11 protein-coding genes are annotated in these 12,916 nt (G+C 65.9%); 7 read left to right on the top strand and 4 right to left on the bottom strand.

Features of this window, described 5'->3' with window-relative positions; translation table 11 throughout:
- Positions 1–152: 152 nt before the first annotated feature.
- Positions 153–1,232: a 4-hydroxyphenylpyruvate dioxygenase gene (gene hppD / locus AC1DIX_RS02625; protein ID WP_442121454.1), complete on the bottom strand. Its 1,080-nt coding sequence runs from the start codon at positions 1,230–1,232 to the stop codon at positions 153–155.
- A 37-nt stretch (positions 1,233–1,269) separates the two neighbouring features.
- Positions 1,270–2,175: a LysR family transcriptional regulator gene (locus tag AC1DIX_RS02620; RefSeq protein ID WP_442121455.1), complete on the bottom strand. Its 906-nt coding sequence runs from the start codon at positions 2,173–2,175 to the stop codon at positions 1,270–1,272.
- 142 nt (positions 2,176–2,317) lie between these two features.
- On the opposite strand from AC1DIX_RS02620, the gene hmgA reads away from it, so the two are divergent.
- On the top strand, positions 2,318–3,598 hold the full coding sequence (hmgA, locus tag AC1DIX_RS02615; protein WP_477321965.1) for a homogentisate 1,2-dioxygenase: 1,281 nt from the start codon (positions 2,318–2,320) through the stop codon (positions 3,596–3,598).
- Between the two features lie 27 nt (positions 3,599–3,625).
- Here hmgA and AC1DIX_RS02610 read toward each other — a convergent pair whose 3' ends face one another.
- A complete protein-coding gene (locus tag AC1DIX_RS02610; RefSeq protein WP_477321804.1) occupies positions 3,626–4,159 on the bottom strand; it encodes a hypothetical protein in 534 nt (177 codons plus the stop codon).
- A 145-nt stretch (positions 4,160–4,304) separates the two neighbouring features.
- Between AC1DIX_RS02610 and AC1DIX_RS02605 the strand changes: the two genes are divergently transcribed.
- The 5 genes from AC1DIX_RS02605 to AC1DIX_RS02585 all read left to right on the top strand — a co-directional run bounded on the left by AC1DIX_RS02605 (position 4,305) and on the right by AC1DIX_RS02585 (position 8,877).
- The gene (locus AC1DIX_RS02605) at positions 4,305–5,633 is read left to right on the top strand and encodes a hemolysin family protein (protein WP_477321802.1); all 1,329 of its coding nucleotides are present in this window, start codon (positions 4,305–4,307) and stop codon (positions 5,631–5,633) included.
- A 45-nt stretch (positions 5,634–5,678) separates the two neighbouring features.
- A complete protein-coding gene (locus tag AC1DIX_RS02600; RefSeq protein WP_477321799.1) occupies positions 5,679–6,110 on the top strand; it encodes a YeeE/YedE family protein in 432 nt (143 codons plus the stop codon).
- A gap of 2 nt (positions 6,111–6,112) precedes the next feature.
- Positions 6,113–6,574 carry a DUF6691 family protein gene (locus AC1DIX_RS02595; protein WP_477321797.1) on the top strand — a complete coding sequence of 154 codons (462 nt, stop codon included), beginning with the start codon at positions 6,113–6,115 and terminating at the stop codon, positions 6,572–6,574.
- On the top strand, positions 6,571–8,100 hold the full coding sequence (locus AC1DIX_RS02590) for an FAD-dependent monooxygenase (protein ID WP_477321795.1): 1,530 nt from the start codon (positions 6,571–6,573) through the stop codon (positions 8,098–8,100). Before AC1DIX_RS02595 ends, AC1DIX_RS02590 begins: the two co-directional genes overlap by 4 nt.
- 81 nt (positions 8,101–8,181) lie before the next feature.
- Positions 8,182–8,877 (top strand): MBL fold metallo-hydrolase, encoded by a 696-nt coding sequence (locus tag AC1DIX_RS02585; protein WP_477321793.1) that lies wholly within the window; start codon positions 8,182–8,184, stop codon positions 8,875–8,877.
- 1 nt (position 8,878) lies between these two features.
- On the opposite strand, the gene AC1DIX_RS02580 is transcribed toward AC1DIX_RS02585, so the two are convergent.
- Entirely contained in the window at positions 8,879–11,236 is a 2,358-nt protein-coding gene (locus AC1DIX_RS02580) for a TonB-dependent receptor domain-containing protein (protein WP_477321791.1), read from the bottom strand.
- A gap of 230 nt (positions 11,237–11,466) precedes the next feature.
- Here AC1DIX_RS02580 and AC1DIX_RS02575 point away from each other — a divergent pair, with 230 nt between their 5' ends.
- Positions 11,467–12,828, top strand: a complete 1,362-nt coding sequence (locus AC1DIX_RS02575; protein WP_477321789.1) for an amino acid permease — start codon at positions 11,467–11,469, stop codon at positions 12,826–12,828.
- Positions 12,829–12,916 lie beyond the last annotated feature (88 nt).

The following is a 12,916-nucleotide window of genomic DNA, read 5'->3' as shown; positions in this document are numbered from 1 at the left end:
CCCTGGGGCCTGATTTCACATCGTCTCCGCGCCCTGACGACGTCGTCCCCGCGAAGGCGGGGACCCAAGTTTGCATGCGCTTCGACYGCGCCAGCAGAACTTGGATTCCCGCAATGCCCGGAAATGACGACTCAAAGGCTGGCGGCCAAATCTTACGCCGCGGTCTTCAAGGCCCCGCGCTTCAGCTGATCCCGCTCCATCGACTCGAACAGCGCCTTGAAATTACCCTCCCCAAAGCCCTCGTCGCCCTTGCGCTGGATGAACTCGAAGAACACCGGACCCAGCTGGTTTTCCGAAAAGATCTGCAGGAGCAGGCGCTTCGAATCGCCCTCGACCTTGCCGTCGACCAGCAGGCCGCGCGCCTTCAGGGCGCCGACGTCTTCGCCATGGCCCGGCAGGCGGGCTTCCAGCATCTCGTAATAGGTTTCCGGCGGCGCGGTCATCAGCGGGATGCCGGCGGCACGCAGGCCGTCGACGGTCTCGAAGATGTTCTCGGTCAGCAGCGCGATGTGCTGGATGCCTTCGCCGTTGAACTTGAGCAGGTATTCCTCGATCTGGCCGCCGCCGGCCTGCGATTCCTCGTTCAGCGGAATCCGGATCATGCCGTCCGGCGCCGTCATCGCCTTCGAGGTCAGGCCGGTGTATTCGCCCTGGATGTCGAAGTAGCGGATCTCACGGAAGTTGAACAGCTTCTCATAGAAGCCGGCCCAATAGGTCATGCGGCCCCGGTAGACGTTGTGGGTCAGGTGGTCGATGATCTTCAGTCCATGACCCTGCGGATGGCGGTCGACGCCGTCGATGAATTCGAAGTCGATGTCATAGATCGACTTGCCGTCCTCGAAACGGTCGATCAGATACAGCGGCGCGCCGCCGATGCCCTTGATGGCCGGCAGGCGCAGTTCCATCGGGCCGGTCGGGATCTCCATCGGGATCGCGCCCAGTTCCAGCGCGCGCGCATAGGCTTTGTGGGAATCCTTGACGCGGAAGGCCATGCCGCAGGCCGACGGGCCGTGCTCGGCGGCAAAGTAGGCTGCCGCGCTCTTCGGCTCGTTGTTGACGATGAAGTTGATGTCGCCCTGGCGGTACAGCACCACGTCCTTCGAACGGTGCACGGCCACCTTGGTGAAGCCCAGCTTCTCGAAGATCGGCTCGAGCAGGCCCGGGGTCGGGGAAGCGAATTCGACGAATTCAAAGCCCATCAGGCCCATCGGATTCTCAAACAGGTCAGCCATTGTCATGTCCTCTATTCATTAAGCGATTTTATCGGTACTACTCTGCGAACACGTCCGCAATCAGGCCCCGCAGCCACTGGATGCCGGGATCGTGGTTGAAGCGCCGGTGCCAGAAGACGTTGGTTTGCAAGGTCGGCAAGGCAAGCGGCGGTTCGATCCACTTCAATCCGAATGGCGCCGCGGCACTCTCCGCCAGCTTCTGCGGCACCGTCACCACCAGGTCGGAGGTGGCCACGATATACGGTACCGCGGTGAAATGCGGCACCCGGAACCTCGCCTGCGTCCCCACCCCGGCCTTTTCCAGCAGGACGTTGATCCGGTCGTAGGGGCTCTGGGCCGCATCCACGATCAGGTGCGTCGCCTGCACGAAGCGCGCCAGGTCCACGCTGCCGGTCGCCAGCGGATGCCCCTTGCGGAACATGCTGACGAAAGGCTGCCGGAACAGCTGGCGCTGGTAGAGCGCTTCCGACACCTCCTCGAAGGCGCCGATCGCCAGGTCCACCCTGCCCGTCTCCATGTCGTCCTTCAGCGTGAGCGGGTTGGCGCGCTTCGAGGCGACCTCCACGTTCGGCGCCAGCGCGCGGCAGCGTTCGATCAGCACCGGCATGAAGTACACCTCGCCGACGTCGGTCATGGCCAGCGTGAAGCGGCGCGTACTCGTGCCCGGCTCGAAGCGGCTGCGCTGGCTCAGCGCCAGCGCCACCTGGGCCATCGCGGCGCCGATCGGCTCGGCCATCTGCTGCGCCAGCGGGGTCGGCTGCATGCCGTGCGCGGTACGCACGAACAATTCGTCGCCGAAGGTGCGGCGCAGGCGCGCCAGCGCATTGCTGACGGCGGACTGGGTCAGGCCGAGGCGGCGCGCCGCGCCCGAAATCTGGCGCTCGCGGTAAACCTCCTGAAACACGGACAACAGGTTCAGGTCGATGCTAGACGGTTCGATCATGCGCTCGATAGTGTTATTGACGGGGTAAATAGTCTACATTTTTATATTCACCTCGTAAAATTCGCAAGTCTCCTCTACAGTGACGAAAAAGCCACGTCATATGCCATAGATCGTCCAGGAGAAAATCTTGACCCACGGATACATGAGCGGATTCGGCAACGAATTCGCCACCGAAGCCCTGCCGGGCGCCCTGCCCGCCCACCGCAACTCCCCGCAGCGCGTGGCCTATGGCCTGTACGCCGAACAACTCTCCGGTACCGCCTTCACCGCCCCGCGCGGCCACAACCGCCGCAGCTGGCTGTACCGGATCCGTCCGGCCGCCATGCACGGCGCCTTCGTCCCGGTCGAGCAGACCCGCATCGCGGCCGGCTTCGACGGCCTGGCGCCCTCGCCCAACCAGATGCGCTGGAGCCCGCTGCCGATTCCCGATGCCCCCACCGACTTCATCGACGGCTGGGTGACCATGGCCGGCAACGGTTCGCCGGGCGCGATGGCCGGCTGCGCGATCCACCTGTACGCCGCCAACCAGCCGATGACGGGACGCTACTTCTACAGTGCCGATGGCGAACTGCTGATCGTGCCCCAGCAGGGCCGGCTGTCGATCGCCACCGAGCTGGGCCTGCTGGAAGTCGAGCCGCAGCAGATCGCCGTGATTCCGCGCGGCATGCGCTTCACGGTCGCCCTGCCGGACGGCGCGGCGCGCGGCTATATCTGCGAGAACTTCGGCGCCCTGCTGCGCCTGCCGGACATGGGGCCGATCGGCTCGAACGGCCTGGCGAATCCGCGCGACTTCCTGTCGCCGGTGGCGCGCTACGAGGATGTGGAGGGGGATTTCGAACTGGTGGCGAAATTCGGCGGCAAGCTCTGGGCGGCGCCGATCGGGCATTCGCCGCTGGACGTGGTGGCCTGGCACGGCAACTACGCACCCTACAAGTACGACCTGCGCCACTTCAACACCATCGGCTCGATCAGCTACGACCACCCGGATCCGTCGATCTTCCTGGTGTTGCATTCGCCGACCAGCACGCCCGGCGTCGACGACCTCGATTTCGTGATCTTCCCGCCGCGCTGGCTGGTCGGCGAGGATACCTTCCGCCCGCCCTGGTTCCACCGCAATGTGGCGAGCGAGTTCATGGGCCTGATCCACGGCGCCTACGACGCCAAGGCCGAGGGCTTCGTTCCGGGCGGCGCCAGCCTGCACAACTGCATGAGCGGCCACGGGCCGGACGCCGCGACTTTCGACAAGGCCAGCAGCGCCGACACCTCGAAGCCGCACAAGGTGACCGACACGATGGCCTTCATGTTCGAGACCCGCACGCCGATCGTGGCGACGGCCCAGGCCCTGGAATCGCCGCAGTTGCAGGCGAATTACCAGGACTGCTGGGCGGGTATCGGCAAGCATTTCGATCCGGCCCGCCCTTGATGCAATCGCCGGCCGGAAGGCGCTGTCCTATTCGGACTCCGCTTCCGGCCGATGCCGGGCCTCACAAGCGCTGAGGTCATTCGCTGTTTCCTTCAGCGAGCGCACCACCCCCTTCTCGACGACCAGCTCCTGGCTCACGGCATAAATGGACTGGCTGCCTGCATGGCATCGGTAGTCCAATACCGTCTTGAAGGTGCCGCTCAGCCATTCCGCGAAGGCCGGGCTTTTCATGTCGGGATAGATTTCCTGCAGAGGGATGTCGCCGCCGCATTTCATGAGGCCGGTCAGCCACAGCCTTCCGTCTTCCAGCCTGAACCGCCCAACGGGGCCGCCAATGGCGGAGCATCCGAATTCTTTGCGACGGATTTTCCATATAGGCTCGTTGTCGGGCAGCTCGACCCAGCAACAGCTCGACGGAAAAATACGGCCGCTACGTTCGCCATCGGCATACTGGTCGATCAGGGGCTCGGTTGCCGAGCCGGGGCCTGCCGCCATCAAGGCCGGGACCAGGAAGAGGATTCTTCGTACCTGCTTGCAGAAATGAGGAAAGGTCATCTTCATCCGGTCGAGCTCCGTTCCAGGCGCGGCGAACGTCAAGTGTACGGGTATTATTGCTCTTATTGCAAGTAAAGCCGTTTCTCATCCATTCTTGCCCTCGGCGAATCGTGCGACCGTTGGCGCGCGATTGCTGCCGTGCGATGATAAGGTGACAACCCACGGAATCCGCATGGCCGACATCATCATCATCCTCGTCCTCATTCTGCTCAACGGCATCTTCGCGATGTCGGAACTGGCGGTGGTCTCGGCCAAGCGCATGCGCCTCGAGAAGATGGCTGCCGAAGGCAATGCGGGCGCCCCGGCCGCGATCAGGCTGTCGGAAGATCCCAGCCGCTTCCTCTCCACCGTCCAGGTCGGCATCACCCTGATCGGCATCTTCAATGGCGCCTTCGGCGAAGCCTCGCTGGTGGCGCGCCTGATTCCCTCCTTGACCGACATCGGCATCCCGGAAACGTATGCGCGCCCGGCGGCGCTGACCGTGGTCGTGGTCGGCATCACCTTCGCCTCGATCGTGCTGGGCGAGCTGGTGCCCAAGCGCATCGCCATCCTCTACCCGGAATTCCTGGCCAGCCGTATCGCGCGGCCGATGAAGGCGCTGTCGCGCCTGATGCATCCCTTCGTGCAATTGCTGTCGCTGACGACCGACTTCATCATGCGGCTGCTCGGCATGCGCCACCACAAGGACGAGACCCCGACCGAGGAAGAAGTCACCGGCATGATCCGCGAGAGCACCGATGCCGGCGTCTTCGAGCGCGCCGAGTACGACATCGCCGCGCGCGCCCTGCGCCTGGACGACTGGCATCTGCGGGCGCTGATGACGCCGCGCGTCGACCTCGAATACCTCGACCTCGCCAACCCGCTGGAAGTCAACCTGGTCCACATCGCCGACCGTCCCTACGCCCGCTTTCCGGTCTACCGCGGCGACCGCTCCCAGGTGCTGGGCATCGTCAACGCGCGCGACCTGTTCCGCCAGGCCATCCGCAAGGGTTCGCTGCAGGAAATCGACATCGAGTCCGAGCTCGACGCCCCGCTCTACGTGCCGGAATCGGTCAGCGCCATCGACCTGCTCGAACAGCTCAAGAAGAACCATGCGGAACTCGCGATGGTCGTCGACGAGTACGGCGAGATCCAGGGCATGATCACCCTCACCGACGTGATGGGCGCCCTAGTGGGCGAAGTGCCTGCGGTCGAGGACGAGGAAGCCCCGGACGCCGTGCAGCGCGAAGACGGCAGCTGGTTCATGGACGGCGGCATGGTGCTGGACCGCTTCCGCTACCTGACCGGGGCCCAGTTCAGATTCCCGGATGAAGGCTCGGACGCCTATCACACGCTGGCCGGCTTCATCCTCTACCAGCTCGGCTACATCCCGAAGCCCGGCGAGCGCCTGGACTGGGGCGGCTGGCTGTTCGAAGTCGCGGACATGGACGGCAACCGCATCGACCGCCTGCTGGTGATGCCCGCCGCAAGCCTTCCTTGACAGCGTCGGCATACCTGCCAGAATTCAGCTGAGGGGAGGAACGACATGGTCATCGACAGCATCCACTTCACCCCGCTGGCCTCGTTCGGCGGCGGCCTGCTGATCGGGCTCGGCGCCGCCGTGCTGCTGCTGGCCAACGGACGCGTGGCCGGCGTCAGCGGCATCGCCGGCGGCTTGCTGCGTCCGGCGCGCGGCGACATCGGCTGGCGCCTCGCATTCCTGCTCGGCCTGCTGGCCGCGMCGCTCGGCTGGCTGGCGCTGCAGGCGATGCCGCCGGCCCAGATCGACCACTCGCCCGCGCTGCTGGCCGTGTCCGGCCTGCTGGTGGGGCTCGGCACGCGCTTCGGCTCGGGCTGCACCAGCGGCCACGGCGTGTGCGGCATCGCCCGCCTGTCGCCGCGCTCGATCGTCGCCACCATCTGTTTCGTGGCGGCAGGTTTCGTCACCGTTTACGTGATGCGTCACGTGCTGGGCTGATCATGCCGACCGTAACCGCCTTCATTGCCGGCCTGCTGTTCGGCTCCGGCCTGATCCTGTCGGGAATGAGCAACCCGGCCAAGGTGCTGGCCTTCCTCGACCTGGCCGGCCGCTGGGACCCGTCGCTGCTGTTCGTGATGCTGGGCGCGATCCTGGTGGCGGCCGTCGCCTTCCGCGCCGGCGGCGAACGCACCCGCACCGTGCTCGGCGCCACCATCCACCTGCCCGGCGCCCGCCACATCGACGCCAGGCTGATACTCGGCAGCGTGGTGTTCGGCGTCGGCTGGGGCCTGGTCGGCTACTGTCCCGGTCCCGCGCTCACCAGCCTGGGCGTCGGCGGCTGGCCGACCCTGCTGTTCGTGGCCGCCATGATCGCYGGGATGGCCGTGTTCGAAGTCAGCGAACGAATCAACGCCCGGCGCACCTCGGGCGGACTTCCCCAACCCGCAACGGAGACTCCATGAAGCAACGCGAAGACGTCCTGATCGCCGGCGCCGGTCCCACCGGCCTGGTGCTGGCCCTGTGGCTGGCGCGCCAGGGAGTGAAGGTGCGCATCGTCGACAAGACCGCCGGCCCCGGCACCACCTCGCGCGCGGTGGTGGTCCATGCGCGGACCCTGGAGCTCTACCGCCAGCTCGGCATGGCCGGCGAGGTGATCGCGTCCGGCATGGTCAATCCAGGCATCAACCTCTGGGTGCGCGGCAAGCGGCGCGCCCACGTCACCTTCATCGACGCCGGCACCGACCTCACGCCCTACCCCTTCATCCTGGTCTTTCCCCAGGACCGGCACGAGCGCCTCCTGATCGCCCACCTGGAGCAGATGGACGTGAAGGTCGAGCGCGAGACCGAGCTGCTGGGCTTCGAGCAGCACGAGGACCACATGCAGGTGCGCCTGCGCGGCCCCGCCGGCGAGGAAACCTGCGAGGCGCGCTACCTGGCCGGCTGCGACGGCGCGCGCTCGCCGGTGCGGCACCAGCTCGGCGCCCACTTCGAAGGCGGCACCTACGACCAGCTGTTCTACGTCGCCGACGTGGTCGCCGGAGGCCCGCAGGCCGACGGCCAGATCCACGTCTCGCTGGACGATGCCGACTTCCTGGCCCTGTTCTCGTACACCAAGGACGGCCTGGCGCGCCTGATCGGCAGCATCCGCGAAGACCGCGTCGCGCCGGACCGCGAGCTGACGTTCGACGACGTCAGCGAACGCGCCATCCGCGGCCTGGGTGTCGAGGTCAAACAGGTGAACTGGTTCTCGACCTACAAGGTGCACCACCGCCTGACCGAGCACTTCCGCCACGGACGCGTGTTCCTGCTGGGCGACGCCGCCCACATCCACAGCCCGGCCGGCGGCCAGGGCATGAACACCGGCATCGGCGACGCCATCAATCTGGCCTGGAAGCTGAAGGCGGTCCTCCACGGCGACGCCGCCGACCGCCTGCTCGACAGCTACGACAGCGAACGCCTGGCCTTCGCGCGCACCCTGGTCGAGACCACCGACCGCGTCTTCACCTTCGTCTCCGCCGAGGGCGGCTTCGCGAACTTCGTCCGTACCCGCATCGCTCCGCTGTTCGTCAGCGCGGCCTACAAGGTGGAAGGCGTGCGGGAGTTCATGTTCCGGCTGGTGTCCCAGTGCATGCTGAACTACCACGGCAGCCCGCTCAGCAGCGGCTCGGCCGGCAAGGTCAAGGGCGGCGACCGCCTGCCCTGGGCCCACGGCGCYGCGCTCGACAACTACGCGCCGACCGGCACCGTGGACTGGYAGGTCCATGTGTATGGCAGGGCGTCCGATGCGCTGTCAAGCTGGTGCCACCACGTCGGCCTGGCGCTGCACGTGTTCGACTGGGAGCGGGCGCATGAGCACGCCGGACTGGCGCGGGATGCGGCATACCTGGTGCGGCCGGATGGGTATGTGGCGCTCGCCGATCCGCAGGCGCGGCCGGAGGGGATACGGCATTATTTTCGGGAGATCGGGTATCAGCGGTTCACGGGGTAGAGGCGGCCGAGGGTCCGGAAACTTGCCGCTCCGACAGCAACATGGCACACTGCGGCATCCACCTTCTTGTATAGACATGGCATGAATCCGATCCAACTGTTCGACCCCGTCTCGTCCACCTTCACCTACATCATCGCCGGTCCCGACGACAAGGAAGCGGTGATCATCGATCCGGTCGACCAGCACTGTGAGCGCGACCTGGCCCATGTCGACAGGCTCGGCCTGCGCCTGGCCTACGTCCTGGAAACCCACGTCCACGCCGACCACGTGACCTCGGCCGGCCGCCTGCACGCGCTGACCGGGGCCAAGACCGCCGTGCCGAGCGGCTGCGGCGTCCCGACGGCGGAACTGCAGCTGCGCGACGGCGACACCATCCGCTTCGGCAGGATTGAAACGATTTCGGTGATCCACACGCCCGGCCACACGGCGGGCAGCATGTGCTATGTCTGGCGGGGGAATGTGTTCACCGGCGACACCCTGCTGATCAACGGCTGCGGACGCACCGATTTCCAGGGTGGGAGCGCGGAGGCGCTGTACGACAGCGTCACCGGCAAGCTGTTCGGCCTGCCCGACGAGACCAGGGTCTGGCCGGGCCACGACTACAAGGGGCAGTCGGTGTCCACCATCGGCTGGGAGAAAAGGAACAACGCGCGCCTGGCCGGACGCTCGCGCGAGGATTTCGTGCAGCTGATGGGGCAGCTGAACCTGCCCAAGCCGAAGCTGATCGACGTCGCCGTGCCGRCAAACCGCAACCTCGGCCTGCCGCACAGCGTCTGAATCACATACCCGGGCCGCCGCCGCCCGGGCCGCTGCCGCCGAAGCCGCCCGGGCCGCCATGCCGGCCTTCGCCCTCCGGACCACCGCGCTCCCGGCGCTGACCACCGCCCTGCACGCCGCCGAAGCGGTAGGACAGGCCGATGAAAGCCATGCGGCCATCGTAGCGCGTGATCGAATGCTGCTTCAGGTAGGTGGTATCGGTAATGGTTTCCATCTTCTGCGAACGGAAGACGTCGCGCACATCGAAGACCAGCGACAGCTGCGGCGTCAGGCTGCGCTTGTAGGTGAAGTTGAGCGTCGCCGACGGCTCGCGGTAGCCGGTACCGGCCAGGGTCTTGCCCTGGGCGCTGATCATGAACTGCAGCATGTCCTGCGGCGTCATCTGGTAGTTCAGGCGGCCGCGCGCGGTCAGCGAGGTCGCCGATCGCGTGTACTCGGCACCCGTGATGTCGATCTGCTGCTGCTCGGTGTAGGCCAGGTTGCCGCTGGTGTTGATCGTCAGTTGCGGCGTGAGCTTGCCGCTCAAGGTGAACTCCAGGCCGCCGGCGCGGTTATGGCCGCCGTTCTCCAGCGTCGTCAAGAGCACGGTATCGTTGACCGCCACCTGGCGGCTGCGGATCATGTCGCGGTCGGCGCGGTAATAGGCGCGCAGGTTGGCGTTGAGCTGGCCGGCCTTGGTCTCGTAGCCGATCTCGAAGGAATCGGTCTGCACCGGTTTCAATTTCGGGTTACCGCTCGACTCGTTCAACTCGTCCTGGTAGACGACGAAGGGATTGAGCTGCTGGCCGGTGGCGCGGCGGATCCGGTGGGCGTAGGCAAAACGCAGATTGGTCGTCTCGTTCAGCTTGTAGGTTGCGAAGGCGCTCGGAATCCAGTTCAGGTAGCTGTTGGTGGCACTCAGCCCGGTCGTGATTTCGTCCAGGTCCATGTGCGTGTGCTCGGCGCGCAGGCCGACCAGCGCGCCCCAGCGTTCGTTCACCTTCCACTGGTAGGAGCCGTACAGGGCGGCGTCGCGCTCGTCGACCTCGAAGGCGTTGGTGCGGCGGCCGTTCGCCACCGCCGCGCCGCTCAAGGGATCGAAGTCGAAGTAGCGGGTATCGAACTGGCTGTCGGTGTCGATGATCTTGTATCCCAGCTTGACGATGGCGCCGCTCTCGAGCGGGGTTTCGTAGTCGCCGGTGTAGTCGACGATCCTGACCTTGTTGGCGACGTCCTGCAGGCTGCTGGTATCGGTTCCCGAGAACGGCTGCCCCGGGTCGATCGGGCGCGGCGGCGCGATCAGGTACTGGTTCGCGTAACGCGAGTCATTACTGTTGTCGCTGTCCGACACGCGCAGGTCCATGCGGAACAGCTCGCCGATCTTCTCGCCCTTGTGGTCCCAACGGGCGCCCCATGTCGAGTTGGTATTCTCGCCGGTGCGCCTGGTCGTGCGGAAGTAGTCGCTGTACGGCGCGCCATCGTTGGCCAGCGTGTAGTGGCTCTGGTTCAGGTTGTCGTTGTTGCGCTTCATGTAGCCGGCGTTGGCTTCCAGCGTATCGTCCTGGCCCAGGTTATAGGTCAGCTGGCCGCGCGCCCCCGCCATGTCGTTCAGGCCCGTGCTGGAGGAGGTCTGGATCGTGTGCTGGTCGGCGCCGGTGCGCGGATCGATGCGGTCACGCTCGGTGTCGCCGGTCGAATTGCGGCCGTCGTGGCGGAAGTTGACACCGCCCTGCATGCCCCACCGTCCGCTGTTGTAGCCGCCACTGACCTGGCCGTTGTAGCGCCCCGCCGTCCCATAGTTGACGTTGGCCACGCCCTGTCCGCCCGGACGGCGGGAACGCTTCATCACCAGGTTCAGGATCGGGCCGCCGCCGCCCTCGTTGCCGAATTCCGCGCCGGGATTGTTGATGACCTCGATCGAGTCGATGTCCTCGGCCGGCATGGCCTGCAGCATCGAGCCGCGCCCTTCTCCCTGCAGCATTGCCGAAGGCTTGCCGTCGACCAGGATCTGCACATTGGTATTGCCGCGCAGGGACACGGTGCCGTCCGGATCCACGCCGACCGAGGGCACATTGCCAAGCGCATCGGCGGCGCTGCCGTTCGAGCTGCTGGCGTCGCTCTTGACGTCGTAGACCTGGCGGTCGATGCGGTTGGTCTGGCGTTCGCCGACCACGTTCACGGACTGCACCTTGCCGCCGGTCGCGGCCTGGCCGCTGGTGGCGCCGCTCGATGCCGGTGCCGAGGTCGGCGCGGCGTCCGTCGTCTGGGCGATGGCTGGATGCAGGACGGCCAGGTCGCACAAGGCCAGGCCGATTGCCAGGTAATGGGCGCGGCGCCGCCGGGACGCACCGCCGCCAAGCTTGCGTTGGGAGTGGTTCATTTGATTGTTGTAGGCGTTGAACGAGTCTCGAAAGCGCCGACCGGACGCAATGCCGGCCTAACGAAGCGTGCAGGATACCTGAACAGCAGCGAAAGTTGCCGAGACTTACAACTCTTTGCACATGTCAATACGTGAATGCAAGGAGCTCGGCCGGCGATAATCTCCCCCGCACGGCGGGCATCGATTATCATTCCTGTCTTTCAGGCAAGACAACCCATGGCGGGAACCCGATGGCGCTCCACGAAAACCACCTCAAACGCGGCCTCAAGAGCCGGCACATCCAGCTGATCGCCCTCGGCGGCGCGATCGGCACCGGCCTCTTCCTCGGCGTCGCGCAGACGGTCAGCATGGCCGGCCCCTCGATCCTGCTGGGCTATGCGGTGGCCGGCCTGATCGCCTTCCTGATCATGCGCCAGCTCAGCGAGATGATGGTCGACGAACCGGTGGCCGGCTCGTTCAGCCACTTCGCCGACAAATACTGCGGCCGCTTCGCCGGCTTCCTGACCGGCTGGAACTATTGGGTACTGTACGTGCTGGTCAGCATGGCCGAGCTGTCCGCGGTCGGCATCTACGTGCAGTACTGGTTCCCGGAGATCCCGACCTGGGTCTCGGCCCTCGGCTGCTTCGTGTTCGCCAACGCCATCAGCATGTTCAATGTGCGCGCCTTCGGCGAGACCGAATTCTGGTTCGCGGTCATCAAGGTGGTCGCCATCGTCGCCATGATCCTGTATGGCATCTTCCTGCTGTTCTCCGGCGGCGCCGGTCCGCAGGCGGGTGTGGCCAACCTGTGGCAGCACGGCGGCTTCTTCGCCCACGGCATCGAAGGCCTGGTGATGTCGATGGCGGTGCTGATGTTCTCCTTCGGCGGCCTGGAAGTGATCGGCATCACGGCGGCCGAGGCGGACAACCCGTCGAAGTCGATCCCGAAGGCCACCAACCAGGCGCTGTGGCGCATCCTGGTGTTCTACGTCGGCTCGCTGGCCGTTCTGCTGTCGCTGTATCCCTGGAACCAGATCAAGCCCGGCGCCAGCCCCTTCGTGCTGATCTTCAAGGCGCTGGACGCCGGCGCGGTCGCCCACGTGCTGAACCTGGTGGTGCTGACGGCCGCCGTCTCGGTCTATAACAGCTGCGTGTATTCGAACAGCCGCATGCTGTACGGCCTCGCCACCCAGGGCCACGCGCCGCGCGCGCTGTTGAAGGTGAACGAGCGCGGCGTGCCGCTGGTGTCGCTGGGCGTGTCGGCGGTGGCGACCGTTATCTGCGTGGCGGTCAACTATGCGCTGCCGGGCAAGGCGCTGGGCATGCTGATGGGCCTGGCCGTGGCGGGAATGATGATCAACTGGGCGATGATCAGCTGGAGTCATCTGCGTTTCCGTCAGGCCAAGGCGGCCCAGGGTGCCAAGCCCGTATTCGCCAGCCCGTTCTATCCGGTGACGAACTGGTTGTGCCTGGCGTTTTTGGCGGGGATTCTGGTGATTATGTATATGACGCCGGAGATGCGGGTGTCGGTTTGGTTGATTCCGGTTTGGCTGATGGTGCTGGGTGCCGGCTACCGGATGCGGATGCGGACCCGCGACACGGCGGCGGCCTGAATGGACGAAGGCCTCCTTCCGAGCAGGCCGCCCGCACGCGCTTGAAGCCATGACGCCGTAGCCGCAAATAAAAAAGCGGCGCCTCGGC

This window comes from Massilia sp. 05N420, from assembly GCF_056397205.1.
This window is presented reverse-complemented; position numbering and strand designations above follow the sequence as displayed.